21 protein-coding genes are annotated in these 21306 nt (G+C 64.5%); 9 read left to right on the top strand and 12 right to left on the bottom strand.

What is annotated here, in order from left to right; genetic code table 11:
* A partial coding sequence (locus tag ABZ677_RS09240; RefSeq protein WP_358368572.1) for a citrate/2-methylcitrate synthase occupies nt 1–335 on the bottom strand: 335 nt, incomplete at its 3' end.
* Nucleotides 336–470: 135 nt separating this feature from the next.
* On the opposite strand from ABZ677_RS09240, the gene pdxH reads away from it, so the two are divergent.
* From pdxH to ABZ677_RS09215, 5 genes are all read left to right on the top strand, one after another.
* On the top strand, nt 471–1088 hold the full coding sequence (pdxH, locus tag ABZ677_RS09235) for a pyridoxamine 5'-phosphate oxidase (RefSeq protein WP_037192139.1): 618 nt from the start codon (nt 471–473) through the stop codon (nt 1086–1088).
* Nucleotides 1085–2377 carry an MFS transporter gene (locus ABZ677_RS09230; protein WP_358368569.1) on the top strand — a complete coding sequence of 431 codons (1293 nt, stop codon included), beginning with the start codon at nt 1085–1087 and terminating at the stop codon, nt 2375–2377. Before pdxH ends, ABZ677_RS09230 begins: the two co-directional genes overlap by 4 nt.
* Nucleotides 2361–3290 carry an aldose 1-epimerase family protein gene (locus ABZ677_RS09225; RefSeq protein ID WP_358368566.1) on the top strand — a complete coding sequence of 310 codons (930 nt, stop codon included), beginning with the start codon at nt 2361–2363 and terminating at the stop codon, nt 3288–3290. The genes ABZ677_RS09230 and ABZ677_RS09225 overlap by 17 nt, the downstream gene beginning before the upstream one ends.
* Entirely contained in the window at nt 3287–4258 is a 972-nt protein-coding gene (locus ABZ677_RS09220; RefSeq protein ID WP_037191725.1) for a carbohydrate kinase, read from the top strand. Before ABZ677_RS09225 ends, ABZ677_RS09220 begins: the two co-directional genes overlap by 4 nt.
* Nucleotides 4259–4328: 70 nt before the next feature.
* On the top strand, nt 4329–5627 hold the full coding sequence (locus tag ABZ677_RS09215; RefSeq protein WP_094633051.1) for a citrate synthase: 1299 nt from the start codon (nt 4329–4331) through the stop codon (nt 5625–5627).
* Nucleotides 5628–5809: 182 nt separating this feature from the next.
* Here the strand turns inward: ABZ677_RS09215 and ABZ677_RS09210 are convergent, their stop codons facing one another.
* The 4 genes from ABZ677_RS09210 to ABZ677_RS09195 all read right to left on the bottom strand — a co-directional run bounded on the left by ABZ677_RS09210 (nt 5810) and on the right by ABZ677_RS09195 (nt 10337).
* On the bottom strand, nt 5810–7207 hold the full coding sequence (locus ABZ677_RS09210; RefSeq protein ID WP_358368561.1) for a hypothetical protein: 1398 nt from the start codon (nt 7205–7207) through the stop codon (nt 5810–5812).
* A gap of 23 nt (nt 7208–7230) precedes the next feature.
* Complete coding sequence (locus ABZ677_RS09205; RefSeq protein ID WP_094633053.1) at nt 7231–7704, bottom strand: hypothetical protein; 474 nt, start codon at nt 7702–7704, stop codon at nt 7231–7233.
* 203 nt (nt 7705–7907) lie between these two features.
* The gene (locus tag ABZ677_RS09200; RefSeq protein WP_358368558.1) at nt 7908–9389 is read right to left on the bottom strand and encodes an NAD(P)/FAD-dependent oxidoreductase; all 1482 of its coding nucleotides are present in this window, start codon (nt 9387–9389) and stop codon (nt 7908–7910) included.
* A gap of 150 nt (nt 9390–9539) precedes the next feature.
* Complete coding sequence (locus ABZ677_RS09195; protein ID WP_094633055.1) at nt 9540–10337, bottom strand: carbon-nitrogen hydrolase family protein; 798 nt, start codon at nt 10335–10337, stop codon at nt 9540–9542.
* Between the two features lie 46 nt (nt 10338–10383).
* Here ABZ677_RS09195 and ABZ677_RS09190 point away from each other — a divergent pair, with 46 nt between their 5' ends.
* On the top strand, nt 10384–11025 hold the full coding sequence (locus tag ABZ677_RS09190) for a GntR family transcriptional regulator (RefSeq protein ID WP_037191747.1): 642 nt from the start codon (nt 10384–10386) through the stop codon (nt 11023–11025).
* Here ABZ677_RS09190 and ABZ677_RS09185 read toward each other — a convergent pair.
* Nucleotides 10997–12346 (bottom strand): MFS transporter, encoded by a 1350-nt coding sequence (locus tag ABZ677_RS09185; RefSeq protein WP_037191749.1) that lies wholly within the window; start codon nt 12344–12346, stop codon nt 10997–10999. The genes ABZ677_RS09190 and ABZ677_RS09185 overlap by 29 nt on opposite strands.
* 130 nt (nt 12347–12476) lie before the next feature.
* On the opposite strand from ABZ677_RS09185, the gene ABZ677_RS09180 reads away from it, so the two are divergent.
* Nucleotides 12477–13151, top strand: a complete 675-nt coding sequence (locus ABZ677_RS09180; protein ID WP_037191752.1) for a DUF2848 domain-containing protein — start codon at nt 12477–12479, stop codon at nt 13149–13151.
* 85 nt (nt 13152–13236) lie between these two features.
* Nucleotides 13237–13596, top strand: coding sequence for an FKBP-type peptidyl-prolyl cis-trans isomerase (locus ABZ677_RS09175; protein ID WP_032377394.1), 360 nt, complete (start codon nt 13237–13239; stop codon nt 13594–13596).
* Here ABZ677_RS09175 and ABZ677_RS09170 read toward each other — a convergent pair.
* The 4 genes from ABZ677_RS09170 to ABZ677_RS09155 all read right to left on the bottom strand — a co-directional run bounded on the left by ABZ677_RS09170 (nt 13589) and on the right by ABZ677_RS09155 (nt 16932).
* Entirely contained in the window at nt 13589–14626 is a 1038-nt protein-coding gene (locus ABZ677_RS09170; protein WP_358368553.1) for a 2-oxoglutarate and iron-dependent oxygenase domain-containing protein, read from the bottom strand. The two genes, ABZ677_RS09175 and ABZ677_RS09170, sit on opposite strands and share 8 nt — an antisense overlap.
* Nucleotides 14627–14688: 62 nt before the next feature.
* Nucleotides 14689–15990: a HAMP domain-containing sensor histidine kinase gene (locus ABZ677_RS09165; protein ID WP_170945727.1), complete on the bottom strand. Its 1302-nt coding sequence runs from the start codon at nt 15988–15990 to the stop codon at nt 14689–14691.
* Nucleotides 15987–16715: a response regulator transcription factor gene (locus tag ABZ677_RS09160; RefSeq protein WP_358368550.1), complete on the bottom strand. Its 729-nt coding sequence runs from the start codon at nt 16713–16715 to the stop codon at nt 15987–15989. The genes ABZ677_RS09165 and ABZ677_RS09160 overlap by 4 nt, the downstream gene beginning before the upstream one ends.
* 10 nt (nt 16716–16725) lie before the next feature.
* The gene (locus ABZ677_RS09155) at nt 16726–16932 is read right to left on the bottom strand and encodes a hypothetical protein (protein WP_037191758.1); all 207 of its coding nucleotides are present in this window, start codon (nt 16930–16932) and stop codon (nt 16726–16728) included.
* A 139-nt stretch (nt 16933–17071) separates the two neighbouring features.
* Here ABZ677_RS09155 and ABZ677_RS09150 point away from each other — a divergent pair, with 139 nt between their 5' ends.
* Complete coding sequence (locus tag ABZ677_RS09150) at nt 17072–18400, top strand: deoxyribodipyrimidine photo-lyase (RefSeq protein WP_358368546.1); 1329 nt, start codon at nt 17072–17074, stop codon at nt 18398–18400.
* Between the two features lie 19 nt (nt 18401–18419).
* Here the strand turns inward: ABZ677_RS09150 and ABZ677_RS09145 are convergent, their stop codons facing one another.
* Nucleotides 18420–19322: a DMT family transporter gene (locus tag ABZ677_RS09145; protein ID WP_358368543.1), complete on the bottom strand. Its 903-nt coding sequence runs from the start codon at nt 19320–19322 to the stop codon at nt 18420–18422.
* Between the two features lie 73 nt (nt 19323–19395).
* The gene (locus ABZ677_RS09140; RefSeq protein ID WP_358368540.1) at nt 19396–21252 is read right to left on the bottom strand and encodes a propionyl-CoA synthetase; all 1857 of its coding nucleotides are present in this window, start codon (nt 21250–21252) and stop codon (nt 19396–19398) included.
* Nucleotides 21253–21306: the final 54 nt, after the last annotated feature.

The following is a 21306-nucleotide window of genomic DNA, read 5'->3' as shown; positions in this document are numbered from 1 at the left end:
TCGCGGGCGGTGGTGTCGTCGATGTCGAGCAGGGGTTGGTAGCCCCAGATGGGGGCGAGCATCGCCAGGCCGGCTTGGACGTCGACGCGGACGTCGCCGGTGTGGATCGGCAGCGGGAAGGGTTCGGCCGGGGGGAGTCCGCGGCCGAATGCGCCGTCGACGAGCAGGGCCCAGACGTCACCGAACGTGACGTTCTGGGCGACGAGTTCTTCGATGTCGACGCCGCGGTAGCGCAGTGCGCCACCGTCCTTGTCGGGTTCGGCGATGTCGGAGGTGAACGCGACGACACCTTCGAGACCGGAGACGAAATCCTCGGGAACTCGTTGAACAGCCATGGCCTGTGGACTCCCTCGTCGCAACTGCACCCGGCTCAGCGCCGCATCCGGGCGTACTTCGTCAGAACCATAGCCGGGATCTACGCGGGAGTAGCGTCTGGGCTTGTGTCTGCAGATGAACAGCGCCTGGCGAACATGCGGGTGGACTACGGAGAGCCCGAGGACCTCGACGTCGATGCTCTGGCGGGCGGGTGGTGTGCGCTGGCGGAGCAGTGGTTGTCCGACGCGATGGCCGCGAATCTGCCCGAGCCCAACGCCATCGTGTTGGGGACGGTCGACGAGGCCGGTAGACCCGCCACCCGCACCGTGTTGTGCAAGGACTTCGACGCAGACGGGGTGGTGTTCTACACCAACTACGACTCGGACAAGGGCCGTGCGCTCACCGCGACACCGTATGCGTCGATCACGTTCCCGTGGATCGGAATTGCCCGCCAGCTCACTGTTCGCGGCCCGGTGGTGAAGGTCGACGCCGAGACCACCGAAGCGTATTGGCGCACGCGGCCCCGCGGCTCCCAGTTGGGAGCATGGGCGTCCGAGCAGTCGCGTCCCGTCGGCTCGCGGCAGGATCTGGCGGCGCGACTGGCCGAGGTGACCGCGACGTTCGACGGAATCGAGGTGCCGGTTCCGCCGAACTGGGGCGGTTTCCGTGTCCGACCGGAGACCGTCGAATTCTGGCAGGGCCGAACGAGCCGCATGCACAACCGAATTCGTCTGACGGTGGCAAGCGGTGTGATCGAGCGTCTGCAGCCGTGAGCGGATTGCGCGGCATTCTCGCCGATACCACTCCTCTGAAGACCCCGGCCTACAAGCGGTTGTGGTTGGCGAACATCGTCACCGTCATCGGGGCGCAGCTGTCCATCGTCGCTGTGCCGCAACAGGTTTTCCAGATCACGCTGAGCTCGGCCTATGTAGGCCTGACCGGCGTGTTCGCGCTGGTGCCGCTCATCGTGTTCGGTCTGTGGGGCGGGGCGCTGGCCGATGTGATGGATCGCCGCACCCTGTTGATGATCACCACCTGCGGTCTGATCGGAACGTCGGCGCTGTTCTGGCTGCAGGCGTTCCTCGACCTGAACAACGTGTGGATCATCCTGGTGCTGTTGGCCGTTCAGCAGGCATTCTTCGCGGTGAATCAGCCGACGCGCAGCGCGATTCTCCCGCGAATCCTGCCTGCCGAGCAGCTGCCTGCCGCGAACTCGCTGAACATGACGGTGATGAACTTCGGCGCCATCGCCGGCCCGCTCAGTGCCGGCATCCTCATCTACTACATCGGGCTCGAGACCCTCTATCTGATCGACACCATCGCGCTGTTCGCCACACTGTGGGCCGTGATTCGGCTACCGGAAATTCCGCCGGCGAAGTCGGGTCAGCGAGCCGGGTTGCGTTCGGTGTTCGACGGTTTCGCCTACCTCGCGACGCAGAAGGTGTTGCTGGCTTCGTTCGTCGTCGACATCATCGCGATGGTGTTCGGTATGCCCCGTGCGCTCTTCCCGCAGATCGCGCACGAGAGTTTCGGCGATCCGGCGTCGGGCGGTCCGGTGTTGGGCATGCTGTTCGCCGCGATGTCCGCGGGCGCGGTGGTCGGTGGCGTGTTCTCCGGCTGGCTGCCCCGAGTACGACGGCAGGGTCTGGCGGTGCTGATCTGCATCGTCGTGTGGGGCGCGGCGATGATCGGCTTCGGTCTGGCCGTAGGCGCGGCGACCGACGGGGCCACCACCGTCGCCCTGTGGTTCGCACTGGCGTTCCTCGCCCTCGGCGGCGGAGCCGACATGATCTCCGCAGCCTTCCGCAGCACGATGTTGCAGCAGGTCGCCACCGACGAGATGCGTGGTCGCCTGCAGGGTGTCTTCATCGTCGTGGTCGCCGGTGGCCCGCGCGTCGGCGACGTGCTGCACGGCGCAGCGGCCGCGTCCGTCGGTACCGCGGCCGCAGCGGCAGGCGGTGGAGTGCTGGTCGTCATCGGGGTGTCGATCGCCGCGCTGGCTCTTCCTGCATTCATCCGGTATCGCGTGGGTGCGGTGGTAAAGAATGGCACCCATGGCTGACGCGCAGACGTATTCGTTGACGAGTGGCAAGTATCGGGCAGACATCGCTGCCGTCGGAGCGGGCCTTCGGGTGCTCGAGTACGACGGCGTCCCGCTGACCGAGACGTGGGAGGCGGGTTCGAAGCCGCCGTTGTCGGCGGGACTGGTGTTGGCCCCGTGGCCCAATCGAACGGCCGACGGCACGTTCACGTTCGAAGGAGTCGAGCATCGGTTGGAGATCACCGAGCCTTCGCGGGGCAACGCCAGTCACGGATTCGTCCGACGTGTGGCGTGGACTCTCGTGGAACACACCGACAGTCGCGTCGAGCAGAGTGTGGACATCGGAACGCATGAGGGTTGGCCGTTCTCGGTGACGGTGACCGTGGTGCACGAGCTGTCGGCCGACGGGCTCACCGTCACCGCGTCGGCGAAGAACACCGGTGATTCACCCGCGCCGTACGGGATGGGTTTTCACACGTTCGTCAGGGTGGGAGACGTGCCGCTCGACGAGTGCACGCTCGAGCTCTCGGCCGGGACGCGACTGCCGCTCGACCCGGTTCGCAATCTCCCCGTGGGCAATTCGGTCCCGACGGCCGATACCGAGTACGACTTCCGTCAGCCGCGAACTCTGCAGGGCGTGCAGCTGGACACTCCGTTCAGCGCGTCGCTGCCCGAGGCCGACGGCCGAGCGAACCATGTTCTTCGTGGCCCCGACGGCACCGCGACCGTGCTGTGGACCGACAGCAGCTTCGGTTGGGTCCAGGTGTTCACTGCCGATCCCGCCAACGATCAGGCCTATCCCGATCGAGGACGGGCGTTGGCGATCGAGCCGATGACGTGCCCGCCCGATGCGTTGAACTCCGAAATCGATCTGATCGTGCTGGATCCGGGGCAATCCTGGTCCGGCACCTGGGGAATGAGGTACGAGAAGTGACCATTCTGGTGTGCGGCGAGGCGTTGGTCGATCTGGTTCCGGTGCACGAGGGGCCGCTGCTCTCGCCCAAGCTCGGCGGCGGCCCGTTCAATGTCGCCGTCGCGATAGGTCGACTGGGTTCGCCCGTGGCGTATCTCTCGCGGATCTCCCGCGACCCGTTCGGTGAGCAGATCCTGGCGAGTCTGCGCGACGCGGGAGTGGACACCACGTGGGTGCAGCGCGGCGACGAGCCGACGACGTTGGCGATGACCACGCTCGCCGAGGACGGCAGCGCCGAGTATTCGTTCTACGCCGACGGCACGGCCGACCGCCTCGTCGCCGATCCCGGCGATCTGCCCGACGAGATCAGCGTGCTCTCGTTCGGCACACTGTCACTGCTGTACGAGCCCGGTGCCTCGATGTACGCCGGCCTGCTGCACCGGGCCCGGGCGGCAGGCAAGCTCACGATGCTCGACCCGAACATTCGGCCCGCTGCCATCGACAGCACCAGCGGAGACATCACCGCCGACGGGTTTCGCGACCGCTTTCGTTCGTGGTTGCCCAGCATCGACATCCTCAAGGTGTCCGAGGACGACTCGCATTGGTTGGGGCTCGGAACTCAGGGCACAACGGTCGACGACTGGCTCGCGGCCGGGGTCACCGCGGTGGTCATGACGCGCGGCGGCGACGGAATCTCGGTGTTCACGGCGCCAGGGGAGACGTCGAGCACCGGAGTTGCCGTGGCCGAGGAGATCTCGGTGCCGGGTGTCGCGGTCGACGTCGTCGATACGATCGGCGCTGGTGACACCGTGCACGGCGCTCTGCTCAGCTTTTTGCAGAAGGAGAGCATTGTCACATCGAACGCGGTGAAAGAGATGAGCAAGCAAGATTGGCAAGAAGCGCTCGAGTTCGCCGCAAAAGCAGCGGCAATCACGGTTTCTCGACCCGGTGCCGACCCTCCCTGGGCGTCCGAGGCGTCGAGAGACTAGTTTCACTATCGACGTTAGAACTGTCCGCTTCAAGTACGTGTCCGTTACACGAGTTCGAGAGGGACCATTCGTGCCCGCTGAGAATGATGCCAAAGCCACCCTCACCTATCCCGGTGGCGAGTACTCCATGTCGATTGCCGAGGCCTCCGAGGGCAACAACGGCATCGAGCTGGGAAAGTTGCTGGCCACCACCGGCTACACGACGTTGGACGGCGGGTTCGTCAACACCGCGTCGACCAAGTCGGCCATCACCTACATCGACGGTGACGCAGGCATCCTGCGCTACCGCGGTTACCCGATCGAACAGCTCGCGGGCAAGTCGTCGTTCATCGAGGTCAGCTACCTGCTGATCTACGGTGAGCTGCCGTCCGAGGATCAGCTCGAGAAGTTCACCGACAAGATCCGTCGACACACTCTGCTGCACGAGGACCTCAAGCGGTTCTTCGACGGCTTCCCGCGCAACGCGCACCCCATGCCGGTGCTGTCGAGCGCCGTCAACGCGCTGTCGGCGTACTACCAGGATTCGCTTGACCCCAACGATCCGGAGCAGGTCGAACTCTCGACCATCCGCTTGCTGGCCAAGCTGCCCACCATCGCGGCGTACGCCTACAAGAAGTCCGTCGGCCAGCCGTTCCTGTACCCGGACAACTCCAAGAGCCTGGTCGAGAACTTCCTGCGCCTGACGTTCGGCTTCCCGGCCGAGCCGTACGAGGTCGATCCCGAGATCGTCAAGGCACTCGACATGCTGCTCATCCTGCATGCCGACCACGAGCAGAACTGCTCGACGTCGACGGTCCGCCTCGTCGGATCCTCGCAGGCCAACCTGTTCACCTCGATCTCCGGCGGCATCAATGCGCTGTGGGGCCCGCTGCACGGCGGTGCCAACCAGGCGGTGCTCGAGATGCTCGACAAGATCAAGGCCGAGGGCGGCGACGCCACGGACTTCCTGCGTCGCGTCAAGAACAAGGAAGACGGCGTCAAGCTCATGGGCTTCGGACACCGTGTGTACAAGAACTTCGACCCGCGCGCGACGCTGGTCAAGGAAACCGCGCACACGATCCTCGGCAAGCTGGGCAACGGCGACGAACTGCTCGAGATCGCGCTCAAGCTCGAAGAGACCGCGCTGACCGACGATTACTTCGTCGAGCGCAAGCTCTACCCCAACGTCGATTTCTACACCGGCCTGATCTACCGCGCGATGGGCTTCCCGCCGCGCATGTTCACGGTGTTGTTCGCGATGGGCCGTCTCCCGGGCTGGATCGCGCACTGGCGCGAGCAGAACGAGGACACGACCGGCAAGATCGGCCGTCCGCGCCAGATCTACACCGGCTACACCGAGCGCGACTACCAGGACGTCAGCTCCCGCTAGCTCCCGCTGTACGACAACGCCGCCGGCTCCCATCGGGAGTCGGCGGCGTTGTCGTGTGTGCCCCGAGTTCGCAGTTATGCGGGCAATATGTCCACTCTGTTCGGCGTAACCGCGAACTCGAAGTTATGGATGCTTTTCGGTCGAATTCCGTCCACAACTTCGAGTTCGCGGCACCGTGGCTGCTAGGTCATTGCTACCTCGCGCAGCACCTGTCCTGCACCGTCGCTGAGGCGCAACGTATCCGTATCCGTCGGGCCGACCACCAGGTTGCCGCCGACGGGTAGGTCGATGGTGCTGACGAATGCAGACCGCGATCCCCGAGCATCCTCGGTGGCGACGGTGTAGTCACTCGTGGTGGGGGCGTCGGTCGTGAGCGTCATCGATCGCTCGGTGGGGCTGATCTCGGCGACGATCGACGCGCCCGCCGGCAGGCGAAGAGAGGTCGATCGAACCACCCAACCGTCGGACAGGATGGAGATGTCGATCGACGCGTCGCGATCGTTGTCCGCGACGTCGGAGAGCGTGAGCCGCATCGGTGTGTCGATCGAGGCCTCCAACAACGCTGTGTTGTCGTTGTTGATGAACGCTGACCGTCTCACCCGGTCACTGTCGGACACCGACAAGCTCCATTCGACATCGGTCAGATCGACCGGATCGTTGGTGTTGTCGGTGACCAACACCAAGTAGTCCTGGTCCTGCGCACCGACTTCGGAGCAGGAGGGGCACTGATGAACGCCGGTCATCTCGGCCAGCGGAAACAACTTCAACCGATTGTCCGGGGTCCCGGAGAACAGGTAGCTGTCGTCGGCGGGGTCCGCCGAGGTGGTGTAGTACCACGTATCGGCGGCCGTATCGGTGACGATCATCTTCTCGACGCCGGGATAGTTGTTGTCGTAGATGACAATTCCGCGTTTGCTGTCGCCCAGATCGCGTATCGCGATCGGTGTCACGGCATGGCCGGACGTTCCGTCCTCGGTGTAGAAGGCGAGTAGATAGTCCTGCCCTTCGGCCCACGCGGACGTGAGTCGATCGATCACCTCGTCCACAGGTTCGGACATCTCGGAGTCGGCTGTCGGTTCGACCTCCTGGGTGTTGAAGTATCGCGCGATCACGGCATCGGTCGAGGGGGAGGGACGTGCATCGAACAGTGTTGCTCCGGGGGCGACGAAAGACGAGGTGTCGATCGCGTTGCGGTAGGCCAACCCTGCGACCGCGGCCATTCCGAAGCAGTGACCACCGTTCATTCCGTTCTCGAACACCTCCGAGGTGACCCGTCCCATCGGCGAGAGAACGCATCGGTCGCTCTCGGTTCCTGGAGTGCACACGGCATCCCCGAACAGCGATTGCATCGAGGCCGGTGTGAGCCCTTGGCCATGCTCCGCTGTCGGCGGTCCCCAGTTGGGGAAGGAGAAGCCGTCCCGCCGAACGTCGAAGCCGGACGAGGCCACGAGCGTGCCCGAACCGGGGTCCATCTCGGTGAACCCTTCCTGAGGTGAAGAACATGCCGACAGCATGACTGCGACGGCGAAAGCCACTGTGGCCCAGCGTCGGCGGGACGGGGTGGCGGAGCGGAGAACCATGGTCGACTCCTCTTTTTCGGTTGTCAATGCTCGAGTACGACCTTGAGAACTGTGACGATCAAACCGACGACGATGGCAACCAGACCTCCGAGAATTGCCCCACGCCATTTCCTCTTGCTCGAGTGCCAGCCGCTGGCGGCTCCGAGGACGAGCAGGAACAAGAATGCGAGATCGGAAATGGTGTCGAGTGCGCCGTAGGCGGACCACAGACCGCTCACACGTCCGAGCCCGATGATGATGAGCGGCACCACTGTCAGCAGCAGGAAATGTGCTGAGTGCCAGAGCAAATGACGCCTGTCTGCACCGTCGGGCATGTGGTGGTGGCTGTTCACGTACCCCAACCACGACGAGAAGAGGTGCGCGACGGCAGTCGCGACCATCGGCCCGAGGACCATTCCTGTCGCGTCACCGAAATCGACGTCCGTATCGTCCGCTCCGACCACCATCACGGTCATGATGATCACGGTGCCGTAGATCAACGGTTCCGCGTCCAGCATCGCCCACGTCGATCGGCCTCGTCTCCAGGCGTTATGGCCTGTATCGGGTAGCGCGCGTCCGGTCATGACTGCTCGCCGAAGACTGCGTGCTTCGGCGTGGATCCATCGAGGCACGCCGAAAGTGGTGTTCTTTTCATCGTCGAAAGTCCTTGTTCGAGAGAAGGAGTGTGTGCGTCATCGTGGATGGGGGCTCGTGTTCTCGTTCAGACGACCTCGTGTTCGGCCGGTGCCATGGGGTCGATGTGGCGTGCGGCGCGAAGGCCCGCCTCGATCGCACCCTCGACCCAGCCCGACTTGAACGTGGTGAAGTCGCCGGCCCTGTGCAGCCGGTCCACGGGCTTCTTCATCTCGTCCAACATCCAGCCGCCGTCCAGAGGTGTATCGCCGAAGGCGGCCTTGATCCACGGTTGATCGGGCCAGGAGAACTCGCCGATTTCCACGACGTCCTCGATCATTCCGGACATGTCGGCGTTGAAGGTGTTCACGAGATCTCGTGCCCGGGTTTCTTTCGGCTGGGCGAGATAGGCAGTTGCGTTGGCACCGGAAAGGTAGAAAAACGCGTTCCCGCGCCCGCCCGGCTCGTTGCCGGTGATGTCGATGAGTCTTTCCCATGGCCGGTCGGAAGCTGCCACGGGCCAACCCCGCACACCGGAATCCAGCCACGTCGGTTTCGAGGTCTGCAGATACACCTTGACGATGTCGCTCCACACCATGCCGTCGACCACCTGCCGAGCTCGATCGGGTAACGCCGGGCGGATGTCGACGTCCTTCAGGACGGTGAAGGGGATCGTCGAAATGACTTCGTCCCCAGTCCATTCGCGACCGTCCGCTGTGGTCACCTCGACGTCCGAACCGCTCTGGTCGATGACCACCACTCGAGAGCCCATGTGGATGCGGTCCTGGGGGAGCCTTTCGGCGAGGGCGCGCGGTATCCGCTCGTTTCCACCCTGCACGCGGTACAAGTTGCGGTCGCCGAAATGGTAGGCGAAGTCGGGAAGCAAACCGAGAACGCTGACTTCCAGTGTGAAACCGCCGGCCTGGGCTGCGACGAGTTTGGCGAAATCGTCCGATGCACCGGCGTCGGCGAGCAATTCACGAACGGTGAATCCGTCGAACTTGTCGGCGGCAGCCGCATCGGGCCACTCCGGGTCGATGACGGTGGTGAAGTCTGCGCCGAGCGGCACGAAGTAGCTCGTGAGCATGGAACTCAGTTCGACGGTGCGTTCGGACTCGAGTAGATCCCAGGGTCGACGACCGAGCTGAGTGTTGTTGCCGCGCAGGCCATCTATCAGGTATTCGGGAGCGCCGTCGTTCATCGCGACGATCGGGAGCTTCAGAGTGCTCACGTAGCCGGTGACCAACGGCATGTTCAGCCGGAAATGCCCTCCACCGCCCTCGGTGAACTGGCCGTTCTCGTATTCGACGGAGATGAGGCGACCACCGATTCGGTCCTGAGCCTCGAGAACCGTCACCTCGTGACCGCGCCGGTGCAATGCAAGTGCGGCAGTCAGACCCGACATGCCTGCACCGAGAACGAGTACGCGTTTCGGGGAAGATGATCCATCGGTACCGGTGGCGCCGCTCGCGGCGTCGTTGCTCGAGCACGCCGTCGCTGACCTCAACCCGCCCAGCATCGCCGCGATCGACCCGAGTCGTAACGCATCCCGTCGGTTGACCTGCACCATCGTCGTCTCCTTCTGAAACGATGGAAGTGCCCCGCCACTTCTCCAGTTCGACAAGCGACATCACACCACGTTTTCACGACGGAGGTGACTCGAAACCGCGTTCCCGCGCCAGGTCTCACGAAAGGCCGAACCTGCACCGAGCAGGATTCGTCACGCGAAGGCGACGCGATTTTTCAATACCGGCAGGTTTGCACGCACGGCGTCGACCAGTTCGGTGTGGATGTCGATGGTCAGCATTCCGGGAGTCGCGTCCAGTTGACCGAGGATCTCGCCGGTAGGGGAGCAGACGATGCTGTGTCCAACGCCCAATGGTGCATTGCCCTCGGCGGCAGCGGGTTCGGCTTGGTCGCAGGCTGCGATGAAGGTCGTCGAATCCAACGCGCGTGCGCGGGCGAGCAAGGTCCACTGATCCACTTTGCCCTCACCCGATCCCCACGACGCCGGAACGACGACGAGTTCCGCGCCGAGGTCGCCGAGTTTCTGGAACAGCGAGGGGAATCGGATGTCGTAGCAGGTGGCGAAGCCAACCCGAACTCCGGCGATATCGACCACCAGCGGGTCCGAACCCGGTGCGACGGTGTCGGATTCGGCGAATCCGAAGGCGTCGAACAGGTGAATCTTGTCGTAGCTCGCATCGATGCCAGGGCCGGTGACGAGCAGAGTGTTGGTCACTCGGTCGTCCTCGGCGGGCGTGAACATCCCGGCGACGACGGTGATGCCTGCGTCCGACGCGATGGAGCGCACCGCGTCGGCCCATTCGCCGTCGAGAGGCTGTGCGAACTTGCGGATGGGTCCGCCGAAGCAGCGCATCGTCGCCTCGGGAAACACCACGAGGTCCGAGCCGGCGTGCGCGGCTGCGCGGGCGTGGGTGTCGACGAGTTCGAGATTCTCGATGGGGTGTTCGCCACTGGTGATCTGGGCGAGGCTGATGCGAATGGTCGAGCTCACGGTGTGACTCCTGGTTTCGTCGGGTGAAGACAGGTATACATATCGTATGCAGCCGCTGTCGGGGAGGGAGAAGGCGTATCTGTTCGTACGCGATCAGGTGCTGTCGTCACCGGCCGCCACCGGCACATTTCTGAACGAACAAGAACTCGCGACTCGAATCGGAGTGTCGCGCACGCCGGTGCGTGAGGCCCTGCTGATGTTGCAGTCCGAGGGCCTGGTCGAGATGGTCCCCAAGCGCGGTGCGCACGTGCCGGCGATGTCCGGACGGCAGATCGCCGAACTGATGGATCTGCGCGGCGTCCTCGAACGGCACGCGGCCACCCGTGCTCTGCGCGCCGGGGACGCTCCGATCGCGGCGATGCAGCATGCGCTCGAGCAGCAGGAATTGCTGATGAACTCCGACAGTGCGGATGCGCCGAAGGAGTTCATCGACTGGGACGGCACGTTCCATCAGAGTTTGATCGATTCGGCGGGGAGCGATCTTCTCTCCCGCACATACGCCGGGCTGCGCGCTCGGCAGCTGCGGGTGGGTCTGAGTGCCCTGTTCACCGCAGCCAACCGTCAGCATCGGGTGTGCGCCGAGCACCAGGCCATCATCGACGCACTGAGTGTCGGCGACGAGGGCCTGGTGCACGAGAAGATCGACGCTCACCTCGAGGTCACACTTCAGACTCTGCTGCGCGCGTAGCCTTTTCGTGTTCCTGATTCAGTAGCACGTAGTGCTCGTCCTCGGTGGGGTCCGGGTTGCGTCCCAGTGCCAGGCCGACGAGCGTCACCGCGCCGACGATCACGATGTATCCGGCGATCGGTACCCAACTGTCGGTCTTGTCGAGCAGGTACACGAAGATCAGCGGTGCCATCGCCCCGCCGAACACACCGGCGATCGTGTACGCCAACGAGCTGCCGGTGGAGCGCAGTCGCACGCTGAACTGCTCGGTGACGAACGCTGCCTGTGGCCCGTACATGAACGAGTGGAACGCCAGGCCCACAACGACTCCGAGGATCAGCAGCGGCAGAGATCCGCCGCCGATGACGAGGAAGAAGATCGCGCTCCAGGCAACGCCGCCCACGGCTGCGACGCCGTACACCAGACGCCGGTTGATGCGGTCGGAGACGGCTCCGGCCAGCGGGATCAGGCCGAGCTGGCACGCCGATCCGATCAGAATGGCCGTGAGCACCTCGCTGCGCTCGAAGCCCAGCTTCTGGGTTCCGTAGGTGATGGAGAAGACCGTGAACAGTGCGTAGATGACGTCGGGTGCGACGCGCGACATGATGCCTGCCACCAGTGGTCGCAGTTCGGTCTTGAACACTTCGCTGATCGGGGCTTCGGAGCGATCGCCGCTTTCCTGAAGTGCTTTGAACACCGGGGTGTCCTCGAGCTTCAGTCGAATCCACAGACCGAATCCGACGAGTACGGCCGAGAAGAGGAATGCAACACGCCATCCCCAGGACTCGAACTGCTGGTCGGTCAACGACAGCGTCAGGATTGCGAGTGCGCCGTTGGCGAGCAGGTTGCCCGCCGGTGGTCCGATCTGCGCTGCGGAGGACCAGAAGCCGCGCTTACGGGGATCACCGTATTCACTGGAGAGCAGAACGGCTCCGCCCCACTCGCCGCCGACGGCCACGCCCTGGCAGAACCGCATGGTGACGAGAATGATCGGGGCGGCGATGCCGATGGTGTCGTAGCCGGGGATCAATCCGATGGCGAACGTCGTGACGCCGATCAGCATCAGGGTGATGACGAGTAGCTGTTTTCGGCCGATCACGTCGCCGAGTCGCCCGAAGACGAATCCACCGACCGGACGGGCGATGTACCCGACGGCGTAGGTCGAGAAGGCCAGCAATGTTCCGGTCAGTGGGTCGCTGTCCGGGAAGAAGACCAGCGGGAACACCAGCGCTGCGGCGGCCGAGTAGACGGCGAAGTCGTACCACTCCAATGCCGTTCCGGTCAGGCTGGCGGCAAAGGCCTTGGCCAGGCCCTTTCTATCCACCGAAACTGGTTCGGTCATGACGACTCCTTCGTGTGCCTGGGATCACTCTATCCGTTGTACGTGCTCCATACTTGCTGTATACAAGACGTATGCGCAAGGCTTCCGGCGTATCGGAAACAGAAAATTTACGAGGAGAGGGTCCTTACTGATGCTCACATTCACGTTGCCCGACGGCACGACCGAGTCGGTAGAAGTGACCGCGCTGCTCAATGCGGGCTATGCCGGTCGCAACCAGGAAGAGGTGGCGTCGCACATCGCCGAGCTGGCCGAACTGGGCGTACCGGCTCCGACGGTGACCCCGGCGCTGTATCCCATCTCGCCGTATCTGGCCCAGCAGACCGATGCCGTCGCCGTGCAACACGGTCGTACCTCGGGTGAGGCGGAATGGGCTCTGGTGATCCTGGGCGACACGATCGACGACGTGCTGCTCACGGTTGCCTGCGACCACACCGACCGTGACCTGGAAGTTCACAGCGTCGCGTGGAGCAAGAACGCGGCTCCCGACGTGCTCGGCACCGGTGCGTGGCGGTTGAGCGAGGTGGCCGACCGACTGGACGAGATCACCCTGACCGCGTGGGCCGACGGAGTGCTCATCCAATCGGGAACGCTCGGTGATCTTCTCGCTCCGCAGTACTGGCTGGACGTACTCACCGAACGTGGACTGTTCTCGCGTGGAACGGTATTGATCTCGGGCACCATCTCGATGCACCACGGGGTGAATCAGTTCTCCGACGCCTGGAAAGTGGAGATGACCGACCCCGCAAACGACAACACGTTGACCTGCGAATACAAGACGAATTTGATGCCAGCTCCAATCGGTTGACCGTCACGACGTAAAGTCGAAGCGGAATATGCCCAGAGCTTCACAGCCGGCGTCGGCGGGCCGGCATCAACCGCAGGAGACTTCAGTGACGAAGCCAGTGATCGAATTTCAGGCCGGACCGGCACCCTTGGACTTGGTGACGGTCGACCTCGTCGAGGGTGACGGCGCAGAGGCAGTTGCAGGCGGCACCGTCGAGGTGCACTACGTCGGAGTCGAGTTCGATTCGGGCGAGGAGTTCGACTCGTCCTGGAACCGCGGCGAATCCATTCAGTTCCCGTTGCGCGGGCTCATTCAGGGTTGGCAGGACGGCATTCCCGGAATGAAGGTCGGCGGACGCCGTCAGCTCACCATTCCGCCGGAGCTCGCCTACGGCCCCGCAGGCGCAGGCCATCGCCTGTCCGGCAAGACCCTCGTGTTCGTCATCGACCTGCTCGACGTCAAATAACTGCAGGTCCGGCAACGGCATTGCGTACCCGCTCTGCTTCGCGGGTTGCCGAGGAGTTGGCAGTTCCCCCTCGGGAACCCGCGAGTTTGGCGTGAATGTGCTCGGCTACCGTCACCGGTTCGTATCGGGCCACGTCGCCCGACTCGATGCACGACGGCAGTGGCGCGATCACCGCGTCGAGGTTGCCGTCGTGGAAGAACGCGGCAGAACGCCTGCGCTGGATCGTCGCGTCGGTGATCGGCGGACGCACCCGATGCAGCGTCGACATCCAGCGATCGTTGGTCAGTCTGGCCGTCAGATCTCCCAGGTTCACCAACATCGCTCCGTCCGCCGGTTGCACGTCGTGCCACCGTCGATCGGTCCCGAGAACCTGAAGACCGGGCACTCGATCGGCCCACAGCACCGTCACCAATCCGTAGTCGGTGTGTTCACTCATGCCGGTGAGTTCGGCGTCCGGCACCTGCATTCCGGGTTCGAGCGCGTAGTTGTTCATCCGCAGGGTGTCCAGCGATCGATCGGTGATGTCGGAGAACGTATTCGGTGACACGCCGAGTGCGTCGGCGAATACGGTGGTCAGCGTCCGGGCCACGCGTGCCGCCTCCGCGAAATACTCGTCTACGGCGCGCTGGAATCCCGCAGTGTCGGGCCAGGTGTTCGGTTCGCCGGTGCCGACGTTGAAGGCCTCGAAGTAATCGTTCATGCCCGACGCCGATTCGACTCCCAGACTCAGGCTGAGCGATTCGCTCTTCGGAGCGGTGTAGCCCCGATTGCGTTCGGGCGGGCAGATGTAGGCCCGCTTCGTCGCCGAGTCGAGTCCGAAGAACGAATCCATCGCCGACGCGAGTCCGGCCACGGTGTCCTCGGGAATGCCGTGTCCGAGAATCTGCATGAAACCGACTGTGCTGCAGGCGTAATCGACGTCCTCGGCGACGCTGCGGCGGGCGGTTCCATCGGCCGCCGCGGTGGGGTCACCCAGAACGTACGGGGAGATGTCGATGGTGGGGACGAAGAAATCCGACGACGTGTGCATGGGTACATGATCCTCGGCTCGGATGGCTCCGTAGGTTTCTCCCGCGTAAAGACTGCCGTACGTCAGCTGTCCTGCAGCTCCAGCACCAATCGGGCACCGCCCAGCGGACTGTCGGTGAACCAGGCCCGCCCACCGTGCAATTGGGCTTGCTGCGCCACCAGGGCTAGGCCGAGTCCCGAGCCGCCCTTGGCTGCTCGGGTGCCACGCTCGAACCGGCCGAACACCGTCTCTCGTTCGTCGAGGGGAACGCCGGATCCGTTGTCGTCGATCAGGACACGTACCGTCGCGCCCTCGCGTTCGGCGGTGATGACGATCGACGTCGCGTTGCCGTGCCGAACGGCGTTGCCGATCACGTTGTCGACGGCCAGTCGAAGGCCGGTCGGCAGAGCGCGCATGGTGATCTCGGAGTCGGCCGCGTATTCGACGCGTATGTCGAGTCCGGGATGCAGCCGCTGCGCGTCCTGGGCTGCGACGTCGCAGATGTCGATGATGTCGGTCTCGACTCTGTCGCCCTCACTGGACAATTCGCCCGATGCCAGTCGTTCCAGGGCGGTCAGCGTCGTCTCCACTCGGCCCTGTGTGCGCTCGAGATCGCCCAGGATCTCCTGCTGCTGCGCCGGCTCGAGGTCGAGGGTTCTGAGCACCTCGATGTCGGTGCGCATCGCAGTCAGTGGGGTCCGAAGCTCGTGTGCGGAGACGGCCGCGAAGTCGCGTGCGGTGTCGAGCGCGGCATTGGTGCGGTCCTGTGCCTCGTTCAGTCTGGTCAGCATGCCGCCGATCGCAACGGCGAGCGCATCGGCTTCGGTGACACCGGTGCGGGTTTCGGGCGCGGTCGGTGGTTGGGCGCTGACCTGCCGGGTCAACGTCACCAACGGTCTGACGGCCCTGCCACCGAAGAGCCAGCCCAGGCCGGTGGACACCGCGATCGCGGCGAGTCCAAGCAGGAGCACCTGCTTCTGTTGCTCGTCGGTGACCTGTTGCGCTTCGATGGCCGGCACGCCGATGGAAATCGAGATGGACGAGACCGCGGTCGATACGGCGGTGTAGACCCGGAAGCGTTGCCCGTCGACGTCCACGGTCTGCGACCCGGTATCGAGCGCGGGTAGCCGCGTCGGTGTGGACGCGACGACGATGTCGCCACTTCGGATGGTGACGGCGAACGCTCCGGAGAGCTGATCGAGGAAGGCTTCCAGCGTCGTCGAGGTCGGCACCAGCACCTGAGATGCCGTCGTCAGTCGCTCGTCGAGTTGATTGACGTTGTTGCGTGAGATGGCGACCGAGGTGACCACGGAGAGGGCCGCGACCACGAGGGTGGCGCCGAGGGTCGTGGCGGCGGCCACGCGGGCGCGCAGCGAGAAGCTCATGCGGTGTCCCGGACGACGAAGCCGACTCCGCGGACCGTGTGCAGGATTCGCGGCGAGCCGTCTGCCTCGAGTTTGCGTCGCAGATATCCGACGAACACGTCGACGACATTGGTGTCGGCGACGAAGTCGTAGCCCCAGACCAGTTCGAGCAGTCGTTCTCGCGTGAGAACGACGCCCTTGTTGCGGGCCAGGATGGCCAGCAACTCGAACTCTCGCTTGGTCAGGTCGATGTCGGCTCCGCCGCGGTGGACACGATAGCCGGGGATGTCGACCACCAGGGTTCCGACGGCGACGGCCGAGTTCGGTGCACCCGAATCTGCCGCCGGCACAACCGGACCGGTGCCGCGGCGACGCAGCATGGCCCGGATCCGAGCGACGAGTTCGGCCAACACGAACGGCTTGGTGAGGTAGTCGTCGGCACCGGATTCGAGTCCGGCGATCCGATCGTCCACCGAGCTGCGAGCGCTGAGCACGCAGATGGGAATGTCGTTTCCCATGGCACGCAGCGCGGTCACCACGCTGGCACCGTCGAGCACCGGCATGTTGATGTCGAGCACGATGGCGTCGGGGGTGGAGCGCGACACCACGCCGAGCGCCTCCGCGCCGTCCGATGCGGTCATGACGGTGAACCCGGACAGGCGCAGTCCGCGTTGCAGCGACGACAACACGTCTGCGTCGTCGTCGACGACGAGAACGGTGGCGGGGGTGCTCGGCGATTCGGTCACCGGGCCAATGCTATGCAACCCAGCTGTCGACGGTGGTGCGGCGTTCCTCGGGTGTCTTGGCGAAGAAGTCCTCGAGGGCACTGCGGCGGCCGGTGTCGGCATCGAGTGACCACGCCAGCGCGGGTGCCTTGGCGTAGAGCTGCTCGTAGTACTTCTCGAAGGTGCAGGTGCTGTCCACCAGGGAAAGAGCGCCGGGGAAGGGGCGTGTGTTCGTCATGGTGTTCTCCTTTTCTCTTCTGTGTTTCCCAAGGTAGAGCCCCATGTTGCGGCCATGGTGAGTCGTCGTTGGCGGTTCTCTGAGAATCGAACGAGCGAGGGAGGGATTGCTCGGGGCGGGGGTGGGTAAGACTGACAGCATGTCGATCGTCTGGTTTCGCCGTGATCTCCGTCTGGGGGATCTGCCCACCCTCACCGCCGCTGCCGAGTCGGGAGATCCGGTGCTCGGACTCTTCGTGCTCGACGATCGTCTGCTGAAGCCCTCCGGCGGGCCGCGCAAGGATTTCCTGTTCCGCTCGCTCGAAGCACTCGACGAGCAACTCGGCGGTCGGCTGATGGTGGTGCACGGTGACCCCGAGACGGTGGTCCCGAAGGTGGCGAAGGCGATCGGCACCGAGGACGTGCACATCAGTGCCGATTACGGCCCCTACGGGCGCGAGCGAGACGCGCGGGTCGGCGAGAAGGTGACCCTGGTCGAGACCGGATCTCCGTATGCAGTCGCCCCCGGGCGGATCCTCAAGAACGACGGGGAGCCGTACAAGGTGTTCACGCCGTACTCACGGCAGTGGATGGACCACGGTTGGCGCGGTCCGGCGGACACCTCGGCCGACTCCGCCGAGTGGATCGATCCGGACGAGGTCAAAGGTGTTCGACGCGTGAAGATTCCCTCCGAGAAGGAGGCCTCCGACGCGGCAGCCGGTGAGTCGGCGGCTTCGAAGCAGTGGAAGGAATTTCTCGACGAGGTCTCGGCGTACGACGACGAACGCAACCGTCCCGATCTCGACTCGACGAGTCGGATGTCGGTGCACTTGAAGTACGGAACCATTCATCCGCGAACGATGCTCGCCGACCTGGGCAAGCTCCGCAACGAGGGCGCGGCGTCGTATCGTCGACAGATCTGCTGGCGAGACTTCTACGGCGACATCCTCTTTCAACGTCCCGACAGTGCGCGTGAGAACTACGTCAAGAAGTTCGATGCGATCGAACTGGACTCGGGCAAGCACGCCGACGAGCTGTTCGAGGCCTGGTGCAAGGGCGAGACCGGCTTCCCGATCGTCGATGCCGGTATGCGGCAGTTGAACTCGGAGAAGTGGATGCACAACCGAGTTCGCATGATCGTCGCGTCGTTCCTGGTCAAGGATCTGCACCTGCCGTGGTGGCGGGGAGCCCGGTACTTCATGCAGCATCTCGTCGACGGAGATCTGGCCAGCAACCAGCACGGCTGGCAGTGGACCGCAGGAACCGGTACCGACGCCTCGCCCTACTTCCGAGTGTTCAATCCCATCACCCAGGGCGAGAAGTTCGACCCCACCGGCGACTACGTTCGACGCTGGGTGCCGGAGTTGCGCGGTGAAGAAGGAAAAGCCGTGCACACGTTGAAGTTCGGCCGACCCAAGGAATACGTGGATCCGATCGTCGACCACAAGCACGAGCGGGAAGTGGCGATCGCACGCTTCAAGGCGCTGTAACACCTCTCCGCCGTGACCCCTATCTTCTGCGGGACAACCCGACTCCCACCAGGCAGATCACTCCGCCGACCACGGCGAGGACATGCGGAACCTCGCCCAGCAGGAGCCAGGCCAGAACGATCGTGATCGGCGGGACCGCGTACGTGGTGATACCGAGCTTGCCTGCGTTCATTCGCGTCAACGCGTAGGCCCAGGTGCTGAACGCCAGGGCGGTCGGGACGAGCCCGAGGTAGATCAACCCGCCGGTGGCACCGGCCGACGCGGACCCGAGGTCGTCGAGCAGAGCCGGTGCGAACGGCAGCGTGCAGACCATACCGATGGTGCAGGCCATCCACGTGACCTGAAGTCCGGGGACGGTGCGCAGCACCGGCTTCTGGCTGAGCACTCCGATGGCATAGGTCACCGCGGACACCAGACACAGTGCGATGCCGAGGAAGTCGGCGTCCGTCTTGGTGGTGGACGTGGTGGTCACCGCCGTGACGACACCGACCATGACTGCGCCTGCGAACGCGATGCCCGCACCGATCACCAGCCATCTCGGAAAGCCCTCGCCGAGAAGCAGACCTGCGAACAGAGCGACCAGAATCGGACCGATCTGAATGATCATCGACGTCGTGCCGGCATCGACGCGTTGCTCGGCGGCATTGAGGGCGACGTTGTAGATGCCGAACCAGAAGACGCCGATGCTGATGATCTGCAGCCACTGCGTGCGGTTGGGCTTGACCCACTGTTTTCTCACCAGAACTATCGCGCCGAGCGCGAACGATCCGATGAGCAATCGCCCCAATGCGAGCGGGCCTGCCCCGAAGGATTCTCCGACGCCGCGAATCGCCACGAATGCCGAGGCCCACGAGACCACCGTGATGGTGACCGCACCGAGGGCGAGCCAGTCGACGGCAGGGCGGGTGTCGAGATCTGTCATGAGCACGACGCTATCGCGCGGGACATCCCTGTGGCGCGCGGGTTTCGGCCATGGTTGCTCGTATTCCCGCCGCCTATCTGCCGAGCAACTTCTCCAACGCATCGAGTACTGCCGGATCTTCGATGGTCGACGGCACGCCGTACTCCTCACCGGCGACGATCTGCCGCATCGTCTTCCGCAGGATCTTGCCGGAGCGGGTCTTCGGCAGTGCACCGACGATCGTCACGTCGCGGAAGGTCGCGAGTGCGCCGATCTGATCGCGCACCATGGCCACCAGTTCGGTACGCAGTTCATCCTCGGTGATGGTCTCCCCGGCCTTGAGCACCACGTAGCCGCTGGGGCGCTGACCCTTGAGGTCGTCGTGGATGCCGATGACGGCGCACTCGGCAACCGCCGGGTGACCGGCCAGTACCGCCTCCATCGATCCGGTGGACAGGCGGTGTCCGGCCACGTTGATGACGTCGTCGCTGCGGCCGAGGACGTAGACGTACCCGTCGGCGTCGATGTACCCGGAATCGCCGGTGAGGTAGTACCCGGGGAAGGTGTCCAGATACGAACGCTGGAAGCGTGATTCGTCGTTCCACAGCCCCACCAGAGCGCCCGGTGGCAGCGGCAGCTTCACGACGATGTTGCCCTCGGTGCCTGCGTCCACCGGTGCTCCGGTCGCGTCGAGAATGCCGACCTGGAATCCAGGCACCGGCACCGTCGGCGAGCCCGACTTGATCGGAAGTGGTTCGAGTCCGCGAAGATTGGCGCAGATCGCCCAGCCGGTTTCGGTCTGCCACCAGTGGTCGACCACGGGGCGGTTCAGGGTTCGCGAAATCCACTCGTAGGTATCGGGATCGAGGCGTTCACCGGCGACGAACAGGGTCTCGAGCGACGAGGTGTCGTACTTCTCGAGCTCGGCGGCGTGCGGGTCGACCTTGCGAATGGCTCGTAGTGCCGTCGGCGCGGTGAACAACGCACGGACGCCGTGATCCTGGATCACCCGCCAGAACGCGCCCGCATCGGGAGTGCCGACGGGCTTGCCCTCGTAGAGAACCGTTGTGGCACCGGCGAACAGCGGCCCGTAGACGATGTACGAGTGCCCGACGACCCAGCCGACATCGGACGCCGTCCACATCACCTGACCGGCACCCACGTCGTAGATGTTGCGCATCGACCACGTCAACGCGACGGCATGACCGCCGTTGTCGCGCACCACACCCTTGGGTTTTCCGGTCGTGCCCGAGGTGTAGAGGATGTACAGCGGATCCGTCGCCTGCACCGAAACCGGTTGGGCGGCGGTGGCGTCGGCGATGAGGGTGTCCCAGTCCAGCCAATCGTGGCCGCCGGGGATACCGTCGCGGGCCTTGACGATCACCGCGGGGACGGCCGCGGTCGTGAGAGTCAGGGCGCGTTGCACCAGCGGGAGGTATTCGATGACGCGGCCCGGCTCGAACCCGCCGTTGGCGGTGATCAGCAGGACCGGCTCTGCGTCGTCGATTCTCGCTGCCAGCTCCTTGGCTGCGAAGCCGCCGAACACCACCGAGTGCACTGCGCCGAGCCTGGCGCACGCGAGCATGGCGACGACTGCCTCGGGAATCATCGGCAGATAGATCACCACGCGGTCGCCTCGGGAGACTCCGTTGCTGCTGAGCACTCCCGCGAAACGGGCAACCTGATCGAGCAGTTCGGCGTAGGTGTAGCTGCGGGTGAGGCCGAGCATCGCCGAGTCGTAGATCAACGCGGTCCGGTCGCCGTGCCCCGCGTCGACGTGCCGATCGAGCGCGTTGAAGCAGGTGTTCAGATGGGCTCCAGGAAACCAGTGCGAGCCGTCGAACGCAGTGGTGGGAGGGGTGTCCCAGTCGACTCCCGCTGCAGCGTCGAGCCAGAATTGCTCGCGGTTGTCGACGCTGTCGTCGAATGCCTGCCGATACTCGCCACTCATGTTGTGGAGCGTAGTTCGGGGCTGCGTGGTGCGGGCCGGGTTGCGCACTACCGG

The organism is Rhodococcus sp. NPDC006774 (genome assembly GCF_040636045.1).
GTDB lineage: Bacteria > Actinomycetota > Actinomycetes > Mycobacteriales > Mycobacteriaceae > Rhodococcoides.
Note: the sequence above shows the minus strand (reverse complement) of the source record. Positions and strands in the feature narration are given on the sequence as shown.

Excerpts from the sequence above, each read along its gene's own strand:
- pdxH (WP_037192139.1), top strand. The coding sequence starts at position 471 with ATGCGGGTGGACTACGGAGAGCCCGAGGACCTCGACGTCGATGCTCTG.
- ABZ677_RS09225 (WP_358368566.1), top strand. The coding sequence starts at position 2,361 with ATGGCACCCATGGCTGACGCGCAGACGTATTCGTTGACGAGTGGCAAG.
- ABZ677_RS09210 (WP_358368561.1), bottom strand. The coding sequence starts at position 7,207 with ATGGTTCTCCGCTCCGCCACCCCGTCCCGCCGACGCTGGGCCACAGTG.
- ABZ677_RS09205 (WP_094633053.1), bottom strand. The coding sequence starts at position 7,704 with ATGCTGGACGCGGAACCGTTGATCTACGGCACCGTGATCATCATGACC.
- ABZ677_RS09200 (WP_358368558.1), bottom strand. The coding sequence starts at position 9,389 with ATGGTGCAGGTCAACCGACGGGATGCGTTACGACTCGGGTCGATCGCG.
- ABZ677_RS09190 (WP_037191747.1), top strand. The coding sequence starts at position 10,384 with ATGCAGCCGCTGTCGGGGAGGGAGAAGGCGTATCTGTTCGTACGCGAT.
- ABZ677_RS09185 (WP_037191749.1), bottom strand. The coding sequence starts at position 12,346 with ATGACCGAACCAGTTTCGGTGGATAGAAAGGGCCTGGCCAAGGCCTTT.
- ABZ677_RS09180 (WP_037191752.1), top strand. The coding sequence starts at position 12,477 with ATGCTCACATTCACGTTGCCCGACGGCACGACCGAGTCGGTAGAAGTG.
- ABZ677_RS09170 (WP_358368553.1), bottom strand. The coding sequence starts at position 14,626 with ATGCACACGTCGTCGGATTTCTTCGTCCCCACCATCGACATCTCCCCG.
- ABZ677_RS09165 (WP_170945727.1), bottom strand. The coding sequence starts at position 15,990 with ATGAGCTTCTCGCTGCGCGCCCGCGTGGCCGCCGCCACGACCCTCGGC.
- ABZ677_RS09155 (WP_037191758.1), bottom strand. The coding sequence starts at position 16,932 with ATGACGAACACACGCCCCTTCCCCGGCGCTCTTTCCCTGGTGGACAGC.
- ABZ677_RS09150 (WP_358368546.1), top strand. The coding sequence starts at position 17,072 with ATGTCGATCGTCTGGTTTCGCCGTGATCTCCGTCTGGGGGATCTGCCC.
- ABZ677_RS09145 (WP_358368543.1), bottom strand. The coding sequence starts at position 19,322 with ATGACAGATCTCGACACCCGCCCTGCCGTCGACTGGCTCGCCCTCGGT.
- ABZ677_RS09140 (WP_358368540.1), bottom strand. The coding sequence starts at position 21,252 with ATGAGTGGCGAGTATCGGCAGGCATTCGACGACAGCGTCGACAACCGC.